Genomic DNA, 14,661 nt, shown 5'->3' with positions numbered 1-14,661 from the left:
CCCCCGCCCTGCTGATCGGCCGAAGGCCGCGCCGGACCCCTGGTCTGGCGCGGTTTTTGCGCGTTCAAGCTTCAGCGCGCGCTGCGCGCGGCGGGCAAGCTTCAGCGCGTGCTGCGCGCGGCGGGCTTGCCCTGGTCGGCGGAATGCGGCCAATCCGCCTTCTCGGCGGCCAGCACCAGGTTGCGGCCGCTGTTCTTGCCCCGGTACAGGGCCGAATCGGCCGCGCTGATCACGTCATCGGCCTGCGCGCCAATGCCGCCGGCGGCGACGCCGATGCTGACCGTGATGCTGAGCGAGGTGCCATCCGCCAGGATCGGCACCGTGCCGATGGCCGCGCGCAGCCGCTCGGCCACCAGCATGCCATCCTCGGTCGCGGCGCCGGACATCACCACCAGGAACTCCTCCCCGCCATAGCGGGCGACCACATCGGCGGCGCGCAGATGGCCGCGGACACGCTCCGCCACCTCGCGCAGCACCAGGTCGCCGGCGGCATGGCCATGGGTGTCGTTCACCAGCTTGAAGCGGTCCACATCCATCAGCAGCACGCAGGCGCCGGAATTGCGCAGCACACCTTCCAGGTGGCGGCGGACATAGCGGCGGTTGCGCAGCCCGGTCAGCGGGTCCGTCACCGCCATTTCCAGGCTGCGGTCCAGGTCGGCGCGCAGCCTTTCCTGGTAGCGCTTGCGGCGGATCTGGTTGCGCACCCGGGCGCGCAGCTCGTTCGGATCGACCGGGCGGATCACGTGGTCGTTGGCGCCGAGGTCGAAGCCGCGCAGCACCAGCCCTTTCTGGCCGGGATCCGCCACCAGCAGCACCGGCACGTCCCGCGTGCTGGCATGGGCGCGGAGGCGGGAGGCCAGGCGCAGCGCATCGCCGCCATCCAGCGACAGGCTCAGCAGCACCACGTCATGCAGCCCGTCCTGCAGGATGTCCCAGGATTCGGTGGGGTCGGTGCAATGCGTCACCTCGATCCCATCGCCGCCGAGCACGACGGCCAGGGCATCGGCCTCCGCCGCATCCTCGTTCACAATCAGTGCCCGGGCGCCGGCGACGCTGGGCGATGGGCCCGGCGGGGGTTCGAAGCCCAGGTCGCGCGCCGTCTCCGCCCGCAGGCGCCAGGCATCCAGCACCTGCTTCATGCGCAGCAGGGCGCGCAGCCGGGCAAACAGGGTGGCGTCGTCCACGGGCTTGGAGAGGAAGTCATCCGCCCCCGCCTCCAGCCCCCGCACCCGCTCCGCCGGATCGGTCAGCGCGGTGATCATGACCACGGGGATATGCGCGGTGCCGGGCTGCGCCTTCAGCCGGCGGCAGACCTCATAGCCGTCCATGCCCGGCATCATGACGTCCAGCAGAACGACATCGGGCATCCAGCGTTGCACCGTCGCCAGCGCCTCGGGCCCCGAGGCAGCGATGGCCACCTCGTAGTACTCGTTCAGCAGCTTGATCTCGAGCAGCCGGAGGTTTGCGGCGATGTCATCGACGACAAGGATGCGCGCGGTCATGGGGCCTGCCGCTCACTTCCAGCCCGTTCGCAGCCCGCAACGCGCGGCAGCGCCGCGGCGATCTGGTGACGCGGCGAAGATCCGGCTACACGCAGCCTGGCTGCCCTGATGCACATGGTCACAAATCTGTCAAGGAGAAATCAGTGTCGGACATCACACGCGGCGAGCAGGCACTGCCGAAGGCGGGCCATCGCGATGTCGCCAATGCCAGCCTGTTCTTCAAGCGCTGGCTGGCGAACCCCCTGCAGATGGGATCCATCATCCCCTCCTCCGACACGCTGTGCCGGCGGATCGCGGCGCTGGTGAAGCGCGCGGAGGATGAGGTGGTGGTCGAGCTCGGCGCCGGCACCGGCGTGATCTCGCGCGCCCTGCTCGCCGCCGGCGTGCCGGCGGAGAAGCTGGTGGTGGTCGAGATCGTGCGCGACATGGCAGACCACCTGCGGGCCGCCCTGCCGGGGGTGAATGTCATCTGCGGCGATGCCTTCGAGCTGCCGAAGGCGCTGCCGGAGGCGATGCATGGCAAGGTGGGCACGGCAATCTGCGGGATTCCCCTGGTGTTGCTGCCGCGGGCGGACCAGCAGCGATTCGTCGATGCGGTGGAAGCGGTGGCCCCCGGAAAGGGCTTTCTCCTGTACACCTACTGCATCACCTCGCCGCTTCCCTATCGCCAGCTCGGCCTGACGGCGAAGCGGGAGGTCTGGACTCCACTGAACTTCCCGCCGGCCAGCGTCTGGCACTACCAGCCTGCCCGGTCATAGCCCGCGCCGCAACGCCCCAGGACGCGGCGCGGAGACTGGAGCACGATCCGTCCTCCCGGACGGATCTCGCGCTCTAGAAGTTATTGTTTCTAAAGCACGAAATCCGATAACACCGATTCAGTGTTACCGGATAGTGCTTTAGGGCCTGTGGACAGTTGGCCTGCGGGAGCGTCCGGCGGTGCTTTTCCGCGCTGGGTGCGTCAGCCATGCTCGCCGATGGGTAGCCATCGGCTCCGCTGTCTTCCTTCCCAGCCCGAAAAATCCCTCGCCGGCCACATCCCGGCCCCAACTGTCCACAGGCCCTGGCGCGCCGCGGAACGGTCTGCCTCAGCCGCTGCGCAGCGCCACCTCGGCGCCATCGGGGCGGGCGATGCGCGCGACCAGGCGCGGATGCGGGCTGCGGCGCACCTTCAGCGCCTCCTCCAACCCGCGCTGGCGCAGCACCTCGCGCAGCTGCTCGGCATCCGGATGCTCGGCTTCCAGCGCCAGCAATTTGCAGCCGGATTTCTTCAGCCGCGGCGCGGCGCCCTTCCCGTCATCCCACTGGATCAGCGGCGGGATCAGATTGCCCATGTCCTGGCGCTGCGGCGGGAAGGCCATGCGCCAGGTCAGGTCGCCGCGCGACATGGAACGCACCTCCCCCACCTGGCTGGGACCGAGCCTGGCGGCCACCGCGTCCAGCGCGGGCGTGCGCGCCACCCAGGCCAGCAGATGGGGGCCTGCCTCCAGCATCAGCTTCACCGCCGGATCGTCCAGGTCGAAGGGCCGCGGATGCGGCGGCGTGTCCTGCGCCGGGTCGGGGGCGATCACCTCCAGATACTGCTGCGGGCCCAGGCTGAGCAGCATGTTGTGCGTGCCGACGCCCGGATGGCTGCCGCCCTTGCCGGGCCGCACACCCAGCTGCGCCTCGATGTAGTCCGCCCCCTCCTCCAGGGTGCGGGCGCCCACCACGATGTGGTCGATCTCGGCCATGGTCTGTCCTGTTCTGTCAAATGGCCCCGCAAGGGGCGCTCAGCGGGCCTGGAACTGGGTCTTGCCGAACAGCACTTCGCGTTCCTGGTCCGTCATGCCGCCGACGCGCTGGTTCTGCGCCAGCACGGCCACGCCCCGCTGCACCGCCGGCCGCGCCGCGATGGCATCGTGCCAGCGCTTCACATGCGGGAAGTCGGCCAGGTCGATCGCCCGACGCTCCGGATTGCGGATCCAGGGGAAGGTGGCGATGTCGGCGATGGAATAGTCATCGCCGGCCAGGAAGGCGGCCTCGCTCAGCCGCTTGTCCAGCACGCGATGCAGCCGCCCCACCTCCTTCGCATAGCGGTCGCGCGCATAGGGGATGACCTCCGGCGCGTAGCTATGGAAGTGGCCGTACTGGCCGAACATCGGCCCGACGCCGCCCATCTGGAACATCAGCCATTGCAGGCAGGTGTAGCGGCCGGCGGGGTCGGCGGGGATCAGCGCGCCGGCCTTCTCCGCCAAGTAGACCAGGATGGCGCCCGACTCGAACAGCGCGAGCCGCTGCCCGCCCGGCCCATCCGGATCCACGATGGCGGGGATGCGGTGGTTCGGCGTGATGGCGAGGAAATCCGGCTTGAACTGCTCCCCGGCGCCGATGTTCACGGGCACCACGGTATAGGCCAGGCCCAGCTCCTCCAGCGCGATATGCACCTTGTGGCCATTCGGCGTGGGCCAGGTGAAGACCTCGATCGTCATGCGGCGCTCCCGGCATTCCTCGCGCCGCAGGTTGGGCCGGCCGCGGCCACCTTGCAAGGCGCCGCGGCCGGGTCTGACCCGCCGGGAAGTCAGCAGAAATGCGCGCCGCGCGTCTCCACCGGCACCATGTAGAGCGACTGGCTGGCGCACATGAACAGCCGGTTCCGCCGCGTGCCGCCGAAGCAGAGATTGGCGCAGATCTCGGGCAGGCGGATCTGGCCGATGCGGGCGCCGTCGGGGGCGAAGACATGCACCCCGTCATAGCCTTCGCCGACCCAGCCCATGGCGGCCCAGACATTGCCGGATTCATCGCAGCGGATGCCGTCCACCATGCCGGTGCGGCCGTCCAGCGTCATCTCGGCGAAGCGGCGCGGATTGCGCAGGCGGGGGCCGTCCACCTCATAGGCCCAGATCTGGCTGGCGGCATCGGGGTAGTGGCTGCGGCCGGTATCCGCGACATACAGCGTGCGGTAGTCGGGCGAAAAACACAGGCCGTTCGGCTTGAACACGTCGTCCGCCACCTTCGTGACCTGGCCGGATTGCGCGTCAATCCGGTAGATCGCCTCCTTGATGAAGGGGCGGGGCGAGCGGGCGGATTCGGGCACGCGATTGCCCTCGTAATCCATCAGCCCGCCATAGCCAGGATCGGTGAACCACAGCGCGCCGTCCTCCGGGTGCACCACGCCGTCATTCGGCGCGTTGAAGGCGCCGTCCGGGCCGCGATCGGCCAGCACCGTGACGCGGCCGTCGCGCTCGTAGCGCACCACGTCGCGATGGAAGTGGCGGAAGGCGATCTGGCGGCCCTCGCGATCGAAGGTATTGCCGTTGGAATAGCCGGAGGGGCTGCGGAAGCGGCGGTGGGTGGTCAAGTCCTCCTCCACCAGGCGCAGGCATTCGTCGTTCGGGATATCCGACCAGATCAGGAATTTGCCGGTGGCGTGCCAGGCGGGTCCCTCGGCCCAGCCCATGCCGGTGTGCAGCCGGGTGATGGCGGAATTGCCCAGCTTCGCCGTGAAGCGGCGCGGGTCGATGGCGATGATGTCGGGGTCGGGGTAGCGCTGCGGCGGCGCGTTGGGGCCGTAGCTGCGCTGGGCGAGCGCCGGTGTCGCGGCCAGCGCGGCGGCCGCGCCGAGCAGGGCGCGGCGCGACGGGTCGGGGAGAGGCTTCATGTTGTTTCCTCCATTGGCCCTGGCGGGCCCGGGGAGGATGGCATGCGGCCAAGGCGGGGGCGCAACCCCCGCGTGCATCATGCCGAAGGCGTGATGAGCCCCCTGATGCCCCTTGGGGTCAGGCGTTCCCGCCGAGGTAATCCATCGCGACCTGCACGCCGCCCGCCTGGTGCGGCACGCCGGCCGCGCGCAGCCCCATCTCCACGCCGCCCAGCGCGCCCACCAGCTGCAGCGGGCTGATGTCGCCCAGATGGCCGATGCGGAAGACGCGATCGTTCAGCTGGCCGAGGCCATTGCCGAGCGACATGTTGAACTTTTCCAGAATAGTCGCGCGCAGCGCATTGGCGCTGTGGCCCTCCGGCAGCCGCACCGCCGTCAGGACGCTGGAATAGTGCCGCGGGTCCTGGCACTGCACCTCCAGCCCCCAATGCCGCACGGCGCGCCGCGTCGCTTCGGCCATCCGGTCATGCCGGGCAAAAACGTTGTCGAGGCCTTCCTCCAGCAGCATGTCGCAGGCGGTGTCCAGCGCGTAGAGCATGTTGGTGGCGGGGGTGTAGGGGAAATAGCCGGTGGCGTTGGCGGCCAGCATCGGCTTCCAGTCCCAGAAGCTGCGCGTCAGCCTGGCCGACTTGCTCGCCTCGATGGCCTTGGCGCTGATCGCGTTGAAGGACAGGCCGGGCGGCAGCATCAGCCCCTTCTGGCTGCCGGAGACGGTGACGTCGACGCCCCATTCATCATGGCGGTAATCCATTGAGCCGAGGCCGGAGATGGTGTCCACCAGCAGCAGCGCCGGGTGCTTCGCGGCGTCGATGGCGGCGCGGACTTCCGCGATGCGGGAGGTGGCGCCGGTGCTGGTCTCGTTGTGCACGACGCAGACGGCCTTGATGGCGTGGGACTTGTCCTCGCGCAGCTTGCGCTCGATCGCCTCGACATCCGCGCCGCGGCGCCAGTCGGTCTTCACGAAGTCCGCGACGATGCCGAGGCGCTCCGCCATCTCGTTCCACAGATGCGCGAACCAGCCGGTCTCGCACATCACCACGCGGTCGCCGGGCGAGAGGGTGTTCACCAGCGCGGCCTCCCAGGCGCCGGTACCGGAGGCGGGGTAGATGATGACATGGGACTTCGTCTTGAAGATCGCCTTGGCCTTCTCCAGCACCTGGGCGCCAAGCTTGCCGAAATCCGGGCCGCGATGATCCATCGTCGGGTGGTCCATGGCGCGCAGGATGCGGTCCGGCACGTTGGAGGGGCCGGGGATCTGCAGGAAATGGCGGCCGGAATTCGGCTTGGACTGGAAATAGGCCATGGCGGCGGTGCTCCCTCGATTGGGTCCATCTAACCTCCAGCAATGCCCTCCGCCAATGAGTAACCCTTGTGGAATTGATAAGCGTTATAGATCGGACAGCCGTGCCGACCCGCGCTACATCGGGGGCATGGGAGACGCCTCATGAATGCCAGCACCGGGATCGCAGACAGCCGCCTCGCGCAGCGCCTGAAGCGGGAGACGGAGGGGGAGGTGCTGTTCTCCGCCGCCGATCGCGGCCGCTACGCCACCGATGCCTCGATCTACCAGATGATGCCGGTGGGGGTGCTGGTGCCGCGCAGCGCGGCGGATGTCGCCGCCGCCATGGCGATCTGCCGGGAAGAAGGCGTGCCCGTGCTGCCGCGCGGCGGCGGCACCAGCCAGTGCGGCCAGACTGTGAACCGCGCCTTGGTGCTGGACTGCACGCCGCATCTTCGCCGCGTTTTGTCCGTGGATGGCGACACGGCGACGGTGGAGCCTGGCATCACCTTGGGCGCGCTGAACGAGGCGCTGAGGAGCTCGGGCAAATTCTATCCCGTTGATCCCTCCACCTGGCAGCGCTGCACCATCGGCGGCATGGCCGGGAACAATTCCTGCGGGTCGAAATCCATCCGCTACGGGCTGATGGCCGACAATGTCCGCGCCATCGACGCGATCCTCGCCGATGGCAGCCGCTTCCGCTTCGGCGACATTCCCGAAAATCTCGGCCCGGACGTGCCCGGCAGTGTCGCCGACCTCGTCGCAAAACTGCGCGCCATCGGGGCGCGGGAGGCGGAGGAGGTGGCGGCCCGCTTCCCCGACCAGCTGCGCCGCGTCGGCGGCTACAACCTCGATGCGCTGACCCCGGCCGGACGTGCCGCCGGCCGCGGCAGCCTGGCGCGGCTGCTGGTGGGCAGCGAGGGCACGCTGGCCTTCTCCGCCTCGCTCGACCTCAAGCTCTGGCCGATCAAGCCGCGCAAGGTTCTGGGCATCTGCCAGTTCCCCAGCTTCCGCCAGGCCATGGCGGCGTCGCAGCACCTGGTGACGCTGGACCCCGAGGCGGTGGAGCTGGTCGATCGCACCATGATCGACCTCGGCCGCTCCATCCCGATCTACCGCGACACCATCGACCAGATCCTGATCGGCGAGCCGGACAGCCTGCTGATCGTCGAATTCCACGGCCATGACGATGCGACCCTGCTGCAGGGCCTGGATCGGCTGGAGGAAATGATGGGCGACCTCGGCCTGCCCGGCCAGGTCGTGCGCATCACCGATGCGGGATTCCAGGCGCGCGTCGCGGAAGTGCGTGAGGCCGGCCTCAACATCATGATGAGCATGAAGGGCGACGGAAAGCCGGTCTCCTTCATCGAGGATTGCGCCGTCCCCCTCGCCGACCTCGCCGATTACACGGAACGCCTGAACGACGTTTTTGCCAGGCACGGCACCAAGGGCACCTGGTATGCCCATGCCTCCGTCGGCTGCCTGCATGTCCGCCCCGTGCTGAATATGAAGTCGGGCGAGGACGTGACGAAGATGCGCGCGATTGCCGAGGAATGCTTTGCGCTGGTGCGCGAATACAAGGGCAGCCATTCCGGCGAGCATGGCGACGGCATCGTCCGTTCCGAGTTCCACGAGCCGATGTTCGGCGCCCGCATCGTCAAAGCCTTCGAAGCGGTGAAGGACGCCTTTGATCCGGGCACCGCAGACCTGCCGCACGGCCTGCTGAACCCGAACCGCGTGGTGCATCCGCCGCGCATGGATGACCGGACGCTGTTCCGCTACGGCCCGGACTACGCGGCCGATCCCGCCGTGCAGCCGGCGCTCGACTGGTCCGCCTGGGCAGGCCCCCAAGGGGATACGACCGGCGGCCTGCTGGGCGCGGTCGAGATGTGCAACAACAATGGCACCTGCCGGAAATTCGACGCTGGCGCCATGTGCCCCTCCTACCGCGCCACGCGGCAGGAACAGCACCTGACGCGGGGCCGTGCGAATACGCTGCGCCTCGCCCTGACCGGGCAGCTCGGCCCCGAGGGCCTGGCCTCGGACGACGTGGAGGAAGCCATGTCCCTCTGCGTCGGCTGCAAGGCCTGCAAGCGGGAATGCCCGACTGGCGTCGACATGGCCAAGATGAAGATCGAGGCCGCCCATGCCCGCGGCCGCCGGCACGGCATCGCCCTGCGCGACCGCCTGATCGCCAGCATGCCCCGCTGGGCACCCTTCGCCGCCATCGCGCCGATCCTGTTCAACGCGCGCGACCTGATCCCCGGCCTGGCGAAGCTGTCCGAGCGCCTCACCGGCCTCGCCGCCGGCCGCACCCTGCCCCGCTTCCGCCGCGACGCCTTCCATGACGCCGAGCTGCGCGCGCCGGACGGCCGCGCCAACGAGGTCATCCTGCTGCCCGACCTCTTCAACCGCTACTTCGAGCCGGAGAATCTGCGGGCTGCCATCCGCGTCCTGCGCGCCGCCGGCGCCGATCCCGCCGTGGCGCGCCCCGCGCGCGGGTCGCGCCCGCTGGACGATGGACGCACCTACCTGGCCGCCGGCATGGTCCCCCAGGCCCGCGCCGAGGCGCAGCGGACGCTTACCGCGCTCTCTGCCTGGGACAGCCCCGTGCTCGGCCTGGAACCCTCCTGCCTGCTCACGCTGCGCGACGAGTTCCTGTCACTGCTCCCCGGCGAGGCCGCGCAGAAACTCGCCGCGCGCGCGATGCTCGTCTCCGAATGGCTGGCCAAGACCAAGGCGCCGCTGAAGCTGAAATCCATCGGGGCGGAGGCGCACATCCACGGCCACTGCCACCAGAAGGCCGTCGGCGACTTCCCCGCTGCCGTCGCCACCCTCACCCGCATCCCCGGCCTGAAGGTGACCCCCATCACCTCCTCCTGCTGCGGCATGGCCGGCGCCTTCGGCTACGATGCCGAGAAACTCCCGACCTCCATCGCCATGGCCGAACTCTCCCTCCTGCCGCATATCCGCAAGACCAGCGCAGAGGCCCTCATCGTCGCCGACGGCACCTCCTGCCGCCACCAGATCGCGGACCTGGCAAAACGCCCGGCCTTGCACTCCATCCGGCTTCTCGACATGTCCCTGGCATGACCCAGCCGAACGACATCCTCGCCTTCTGGTTCTCCGAAGGCCCCGACACCTTCCGCAAAGCCTGGTTCACCAAGGACGAGACCTTCGACGCCAGCATCCGCGCCCACTTCGGCGACCTGCTGGTGCCCGCCCGCGAAGGCGCCCTCGATTCCTGGGCCGAAACCCCGGACGGCAGCCTCGCCCTCCTCCTGATCCTCGACCAATTCCCCCGCAACCTGCACCGCGGCCACCCGGACGCCTTCGCCAGCGACCCCCACGCGCGCAGCATCGCCCGCCAGGCCACCCTCGCCCGCCGCCAGGACCTCGCCGCCACCCCCACCCAACGCAGCTTCTTCTACCTGCCCTTCGAACACAGCGAATCCCTGGCCGACCAGAACCTCTCCGTCGCCCTCTTCGAAGGCCTGCGCGACCACCCCGCCATGGCCAAACCCGACGGCGTCATCGACTACGCCTGGCGCCACCGCGCCGTCATCCAACGCTTCGGCCGCTTCCCCCACCGCAACACCACCCTCGGCCGCGCCAGCACCCCCGCGGAAACCGCCTGGCTCGCCGCCGGGGGCGGGTTCTGAAACGAGAGGGCGCGGCGCGGGTGATTGCAGGGGGACGCTGTCCCCCTGCACCCCCTGCCAAGGGCCAGTGGCCCCTTGGAACCCTTGAATCATGAGCAGGAATGGAGAGGGGGCCAGCGGGACCGCGGATCATGCGGTCGCTCGGGCCCCCTCTCCATTTCTGCTCAAAGGTCCTGAGGTCCAGGAGGCCACTGCCTCCTGGCGGGGAGGGTGCAGGGAGGGGCAGCGCCCCTCCTTGCAAATCACCCGTGCCCCACCCCCTCGTTCAGCGCCGCTGCCACGGCTGGCGCGAGCCCGGCGAATTCCGCTGCGCGTGGGCTGCGCGGGCGCCAGGCGAGGGCGAGGATGCGGCCGGGGCTGTTCGAGCCTTCCAGGGGTCGGGTGATGACGGGGCTGTCGCCCAGGATGCCGCCGGTCAGGGCGAGTTGGGGCAGCAGGGTGATGCCCAGGTTGCCGGCGACCATTTGCACCAGGGTGTGCAGGCTGGTGGCGGCGAAGCCTTCGTCGCTGTTGCTGGCGATGCCGCGGGGCAGGCCGCAGGCGGCTTCGGCGTGGGCGCGCAGGCAGTGGCCGTCTTCCAGCAGCATCAGGCGTTCGCCGGCGAGGGCCGAGATGGGCACCGAGTCGCGGCTGGCCAGGTGGTGGTCCCGCGGCAGGGCGACGTGGAAGGGGTCCTGGGCGAGGGGCAGCGTTTCCATGGTGCCGGCGGCGGGCAGGGCCAGCAGCAGCAGGTCGAGGCGTCCGTTTTCCAGCCCGGCCACCAGGCGGTCCGTCAGGTCTTCCCGCAGCCAGAGGCGGAGGCGGGGGTAGGCCTGGCGGAGGGCCGGCATCAGCCGGGGCAGCAGGAAGGGCCCGATGGTCGGGATGACGCCGAGGCGGAGCGGGCCGGAGAGTGGGTCGCGCGCCGCGGCGGCGGTCTCGGCCACGGCTTCCAGGGCGGCGAGCGCGGTGCGGGCGCGGGCGACGAGTTCGAGGCCGAGCGGCGTGAAGACCGGGCGTTTCACGGCGGTGCCGCGTTCCAGAAGGCCGGCGGCCAGCTGCCGTTCCAGGGCGATGAGTCCGGCCGAGAGGGTGGATTGCGTGACCGCGCAGGCTGCCGCCGCCCGGCCGAAATGGCCGTGGTCGGCGAGAGCCACCAGGTAGCGAAGCTGTTGCGGGCTGGGGAGCAGCATTATCGATGAAACCGATTGAAAGCTGGAAAACTATTCATTGGCACGCTTTGCTGCACTGCGCCATAGAGGCGCCGCGACGGCGAAAGCCGCACCGCGTCTCGCGAAAATCCTCCCCAGGAGACCACCGCATGCTGACCGTTGGCGACAAGTTCCCGGCCTTCAAGCTCACCGCCGTCAAGGGCGGCAAGGAGGGCCTGCTGGGCCCGGGCAAGTCCTTCACCGAGATCACGGAGACGACGGACGCCGGCAAGTGGAAGGTCGTGTTCTTCTGGCCGAAGGACTTCACCTTCATCTGCCCGACCGAGATCGCCGCCTTCGGCAAGCTGAACGGTGAGTTCGCCGATCGCGATGCCGCGCTGTACGGCGTCTCGACGGATAGCGAGTTCGTGCACCTGAACTGGCGCGTCTACAACGAGGACATCCGCAACCTCGAGATCCCGATGCTCGCCGACACCAAGCGCGAGCTGTCCGAGGCGCTCGGCATCCTCGACAAGAACGAGGGCGTGCCGCTGCGCGCGACCTTCATTGTGGACCCGGATGGCACGATCCAGTGGGCGGCGGTGAATGGCCTGAATGTCGGCCGCAACCCGCAGGAAGTGCTGCGCGTGCTGGACGCGTTGCAGACCGACGAGCTGTGCCCCTGCAACTGGGAGAAGGGCAAGGATGTCCTGAAGCCGCAGGAGCTGTTCGAAAAGGCCGCCTGATTCTTTCGGCCACAGCGGTAGCCGCCACGCCAACCCTACCGCCGCGGCCGAACGGGGGGCAGTCAGCCCCCCGTAGACCCCCCGCTTTCCCGCGTCCTTTGGCGCGGGAAAGTTGCGTGGCTCCCTTTGATGAGGTCCCTCCCCCATGTCCCTCGAAGCCATCCGCGCCCGTCTTCCCGAATACGCCAAGGACCTGAAGCTGAACCTCGGCTCTCTGGCCTCCGAGCCGGTGCTGAACCAGCAGCAGCGCGCCGGCACCTTCGTCGCCTCCGCCATTGCCAGCCGCAACGCGGAGCTGACCGCGGCGCTGGTCGCCGAATTCGGCGCGCAGCTGTCGCCGGAGGCGCTGATCGCCGCCAAGGCCGCGGCCGCCATCATGGGCATGAACAACGTCTACTACCGCTTCACGCACCTGGTGGGCGGCGACTATGCCAGCATGCCGGCGAAGCTGCGCATGAACGTCATGGCCAAGCCGGGCGTCGAGAAGGTGGATTTCGAGCTCTGGTCGCTCGCCGTCTCCGCCATCAATGGCTGCGGCATGTGCATGGAAAGCCATGAGAAGATCGTGCTGCATGGCGGGCTGAGCAAGGAGCAGGTGCAGGCCGCGGTCCGCATCGCCGCCGTGGTGCATGCGACGGCCGCGACGCTCGATGCCGAGGATGCGGTGGCCGGCGAGCTGCGCGCCGCCGCCTGAGGCGCAGCTTCACGCAAGCGTGCCAGGGCGCTTCGCAGCCCTGGCCACCACCGACCGTTCTTTCCGCGGATGCGCCGCAAGCCGGCGCCGCGGAAAGGAACGAGCCATGCGACCCATCCTGCCTTTCGCCCTGTCCGGCCTTCTGCTGGTATCGGGCGGCGCCCTGGCGCAGACCACGGCAGCGCCGCAGGGCCAGCCCGCGCCGCGCCTGGTCATCGGCGCGCCCGGCAGCTGCGAGATGCGCGTCAATGGCGACCCGCGCCCCTGTTCCAGTGGCCTGGTCTATGTGCAGCACCAGGATGGCGCGGTGCTGATCTCGGTGCAGTCCGGCGCCAATGTCACCATCGGCTTCGAGGGGCGCAGCGACAGCCAGCCGCAGCGGGAACGCTACATCCTGGACCTTGCGCGCATGCATACCTCCGTCTCCGGCCGCAGCGCGGCGAAGCAGGTGACGGGAAGCTGCGAGATCGAGATGTCGCGCGATGGCCGCACCTGGCATCGCGCCACCTGTAGCGCCACCGATCGCAGCAACCTGACGATGATCGTGACCTTCACCGGCAATGGCAGCCAGGTGACCGCCGCCCGCCCCGGCGAGGCGCCCGCAGCGGCCCCGCGCGCCCCGAAGGGCTAAGGCTGGAGCCGTTTCACCGACGGTGAAACGGCTCCAGCTTATCGTTTCAACGCATTTCCCGAGTCGCCTTGCGAAGCCGCAAGGCTTGAAAATGCTCTACCCGCCATACCCCGCCACCCGCGGCAGCCACAGGGCGATCTCGGGAAAGGCGATCAGCATCGCGGTCCCAAAAGCCAGCATCAGCATATAGGGCAGGATGGAGCGGTTCACCTCCGCCAGCGGCGCGCCGGTGATGGCCTTGATCACCACCAGGTTCAGCGCCACGGGCGGCGAGATCAGCGCCATCTCCAGGCTCAGCGTCAGCAGGATGCCGTACCAGACCTTGTCGATGTCGAGCGTGCCCAGCAGCGGCAGGATGGCCGGCATGGTCAGCAGGATGATGGAGAAGCTCTCCAGCACCAGCCCCAGCAGGAACAGCAGCACCATCATCGCGATCAGGAAGCCGGTGCGCGACAGGCCGAGATCGGCCACAAGCTGCGTCAGCTCCTGCGGCACGCGCAGCTTGGTCAGCATGTAGCCGTAGATGGCGGCGCCGGCGATGATCAGCAGCAGCATGGCGGAGGTCCGCGTCGCCTCCTGCACCCCATGCACCAGGTCGCGCCAGGACAGGGTGCGGTAGATCAGCGCCGCGATCAGCAGCGCATAGAGCGTGCCGGTGCCCGCCGCCTCCGTCGCCGTGAAGATGCCGAGGTAGATGCCGCCGAGCACGAAGATCGGCAGCGACAGCGACCAGCCGGCGCGGGCGAGTGCCAGATGCACCGCTTCCGGCACCGGCTCATCCGCCGGCACCACGGCGCGGCCTTCCGTGATGAAGCAGTAGGCGGCGAACATCAGGGCCATCAGCAGGCCAGGCACCAGCCCCGCCAGGAACAGCGCGGCGACGGAGGTCTCCGTCACATAGGCATAGAGCACCATGGGCGCCGAGGGCGGGATCAGGATGCCCAGCGTGCCGCCGCCCGCCACCACGCCGAAGGCGCCGCGGCGGGACATGCCGTAGCGCAGCATCTGCGGGATCGCGATCTTGCCGATGGTCAGCGCGGTGGCGACCGAACTGCCGCTGATCGCGGCGAAGATGGTGCAGGCGGCGACGGTGGCAATGCCGACGCCGCCGCGCACCCGCCGCAGCAGGGCGAAGGCCGCGTTGTAGAGGTCGTCCACGACCTTCCCGCGCACCATGATATGCGCCATCAGCATGAACAGCGGGATGGCCACCAGCAGGTAGCCGTCCAGCTTGCCGATCACCATTTCCCCCAGCGCCGGCACCGCGCCTTCCACGTAGAACAGCACCGCCAGCGGCAGCAGGAACAGCGCCGCGAACATCGGCATGCCGAGCCAGAGAAGGGCGATCAGCGCGCCCAGCAGCAGGAAGAAGGTCACGCG

Annotated in this window: 13 protein-coding genes; 6 read left to right on the top strand and 7 right to left on the bottom strand. The window is 69.2% G+C overall.

Annotation, left to right across the window (positions count from 1 at the left end):
* Nucleotides 1-101 precede the first annotated feature (101 nt).
* The gene (locus tag J3S20_RS12595; protein ID WP_216836821.1) at nucleotides 102-1,502 is read right to left on the bottom strand and encodes a PleD family two-component system response regulator; all 1,401 of its coding nucleotides are present in this window, start codon (nucleotides 1,500-1,502) and stop codon (nucleotides 102-104) included.
* A gap of 143 nt (nucleotides 1,503-1,645) precedes the next feature.
* Here J3S20_RS12595 and J3S20_RS12590 point away from each other — a divergent pair, with 143 nt between their 5' ends.
* Nucleotides 1,646-2,260, top strand: coding sequence for a class I SAM-dependent methyltransferase (locus J3S20_RS12590; RefSeq protein WP_343215213.1), 615 nt, complete (start codon nucleotides 1,646-1,648; stop codon nucleotides 2,258-2,260).
* Nucleotides 2,261-2,587: 327 nt separating this feature from the next.
* Here J3S20_RS12590 and J3S20_RS12585 read toward each other — a convergent pair whose 3' ends face one another.
* The 4 genes from J3S20_RS12585 to J3S20_RS12570 form a co-directional block, all read right to left on the bottom strand.
* Nucleotides 2,588-3,232: a VOC family protein gene (locus J3S20_RS12585; RefSeq protein WP_216836820.1), complete on the bottom strand. Its 645-nt coding sequence runs from the start codon at nucleotides 3,230-3,232 to the stop codon at nucleotides 2,588-2,590.
* 39 nt (nucleotides 3,233-3,271) lie between these two features.
* Nucleotides 3,272-3,970 carry a glutathione binding-like protein gene (locus J3S20_RS12580; RefSeq protein WP_216836819.1) on the bottom strand — a complete coding sequence of 233 codons (699 nt, stop codon included), beginning with the start codon at nucleotides 3,968-3,970 and terminating at the stop codon, nucleotides 3,272-3,274.
* An 89-nt stretch (nucleotides 3,971-4,059) separates the two neighbouring features.
* Nucleotides 4,060-5,139: an SMP-30/gluconolactonase/LRE family protein gene (locus J3S20_RS12575; protein WP_216836818.1), complete on the bottom strand. Its 1,080-nt coding sequence runs from the start codon at nucleotides 5,137-5,139 to the stop codon at nucleotides 4,060-4,062.
* A 118-nt stretch (nucleotides 5,140-5,257) separates the two neighbouring features.
* Nucleotides 5,258-6,442 carry a pyridoxal-phosphate-dependent aminotransferase family protein gene (locus J3S20_RS12570; RefSeq protein ID WP_216836817.1) on the bottom strand — a complete coding sequence of 395 codons (1,185 nt, stop codon included), beginning with the start codon at nucleotides 6,440-6,442 and terminating at the stop codon, nucleotides 5,258-5,260.
* 141 nt (nucleotides 6,443-6,583) lie between these two features.
* On the opposite strand from J3S20_RS12570, the gene J3S20_RS12565 reads away from it, so the two are divergent.
* Nucleotides 6,584-9,511, top strand: a complete 2,928-nt coding sequence (locus J3S20_RS12565; RefSeq protein ID WP_216836816.1) for an FAD-binding and (Fe-S)-binding domain-containing protein — start codon at nucleotides 6,584-6,586, stop codon at nucleotides 9,509-9,511.
* Nucleotides 9,508-10,080, top strand: coding sequence for a DUF924 family protein (locus J3S20_RS12560; protein WP_216836815.1), 573 nt, complete (start codon nucleotides 9,508-9,510; stop codon nucleotides 10,078-10,080). The genes J3S20_RS12565 and J3S20_RS12560 overlap by 4 nt, the downstream gene beginning before the upstream one ends.
* A 242-nt stretch (nucleotides 10,081-10,322) precedes the next feature.
* Here the strand turns inward: J3S20_RS12560 and J3S20_RS12555 are convergent, their stop codons facing one another.
* Nucleotides 10,323-11,252 (bottom strand): hydrogen peroxide-inducible genes activator, encoded by a 930-nt coding sequence (locus J3S20_RS12555; protein ID WP_246602723.1) that lies wholly within the window; start codon nucleotides 11,250-11,252, stop codon nucleotides 10,323-10,325.
* Between the two features lie 128 nt (nucleotides 11,253-11,380).
* Between J3S20_RS12555 and J3S20_RS12550 the strand changes: the two genes are divergently transcribed.
* The 3 genes from J3S20_RS12550 (at nucleotide 11,381) to J3S20_RS12540 (ending at nucleotide 13,281) form a co-directional block, all read left to right on the top strand.
* Nucleotides 11,381-11,956, top strand: coding sequence for a peroxiredoxin (locus J3S20_RS12550; protein WP_216837056.1), 576 nt, complete (start codon nucleotides 11,381-11,383; stop codon nucleotides 11,954-11,956).
* A gap of 145 nt (nucleotides 11,957-12,101) precedes the next feature.
* Nucleotides 12,102-12,650: a carboxymuconolactone decarboxylase family protein gene (locus tag J3S20_RS12545; protein ID WP_216836814.1), complete on the top strand. Its 549-nt coding sequence runs from the start codon at nucleotides 12,102-12,104 to the stop codon at nucleotides 12,648-12,650.
* 106 nt (nucleotides 12,651-12,756) lie between these two features.
* A complete protein-coding gene (locus J3S20_RS12540; protein WP_216836813.1) occupies nucleotides 12,757-13,281 on the top strand; it encodes a hypothetical protein in 525 nt (174 codons plus the stop codon).
* Between the two features lie 96 nt (nucleotides 13,282-13,377).
* On the opposite strand, the gene J3S20_RS12535 is transcribed toward J3S20_RS12540, so the two are convergent.
* Nucleotides 13,378-14,658, bottom strand: coding sequence for a TRAP transporter large permease (locus J3S20_RS12535; RefSeq protein WP_216836812.1), 1,281 nt, complete (start codon nucleotides 14,656-14,658; stop codon nucleotides 13,378-13,380).
* Nucleotides 14,659-14,661 lie beyond the last annotated feature (3 nt).

This window comes from Falsiroseomonas tokyonensis (genome assembly GCF_019024325.1).
GTDB lineage: Bacteria > Pseudomonadota > Alphaproteobacteria > Acetobacterales > Acetobacteraceae > Falsiroseomonas > Falsiroseomonas tokyonensis.
The sequence above is the reverse complement of the archived record's forward strand: the minus strand, read 5'-3'. Positions and strand labels throughout refer to the sequence as shown.

Bases quoted from the DNA above. Each gene is read 5' to 3' on its own strand.
- J3S20_RS12545 (WP_216836814.1), top strand. From the start codon at position 12,102: ATGTCCCTCGAAGCCATCCGCGCCCGTCTTCCCGAATACGCCAAGGAC.
- J3S20_RS12595 (WP_216836821.1), bottom strand. From the start codon at position 1,502: ATGACCGCGCGCATCCTTGTCGTCGATGACATCGCCGCAAACCTCCGG.
- J3S20_RS12570 (WP_216836817.1), bottom strand. From the start codon at position 6,442: ATGGCCTATTTCCAGTCCAAGCCGAATTCCGGCCGCCATTTCCTGCAG.
- J3S20_RS12540 (WP_216836813.1), top strand. From the start codon at position 12,757: ATGCGACCCATCCTGCCTTTCGCCCTGTCCGGCCTTCTGCTGGTATCG.
- J3S20_RS12555 (WP_246602723.1), bottom strand. From the start codon at position 11,252: ATGCTGCTCCCCAGCCCGCAACAGCTTCGCTACCTGGTGGCTCTCGCC.
- J3S20_RS12550 (WP_216837056.1), top strand. From the start codon at position 11,381: ATGCTGACCGTTGGCGACAAGTTCCCGGCCTTCAAGCTCACCGCCGTC.
- J3S20_RS12585 (WP_216836820.1), bottom strand. From the start codon at position 3,232: ATGGCCGAGATCGACCACATCGTGGTGGGCGCCCGCACCCTGGAGGAG.
- J3S20_RS12580 (WP_216836819.1), bottom strand. From the start codon at position 3,970: ATGACGATCGAGGTCTTCACCTGGCCCACGCCGAATGGCCACAAGGTG.
- J3S20_RS12575 (WP_216836818.1), bottom strand. From the start codon at position 5,139: ATGAAGCCTCTCCCCGACCCGTCGCGCCGCGCCCTGCTCGGCGCGGCC.
- J3S20_RS12560 (WP_216836815.1), top strand. From the start codon at position 9,508: ATGACCCAGCCGAACGACATCCTCGCCTTCTGGTTCTCCGAAGGCCCC.
- J3S20_RS12565 (WP_216836816.1), top strand. From the start codon at position 6,584: ATGAATGCCAGCACCGGGATCGCAGACAGCCGCCTCGCGCAGCGCCTG.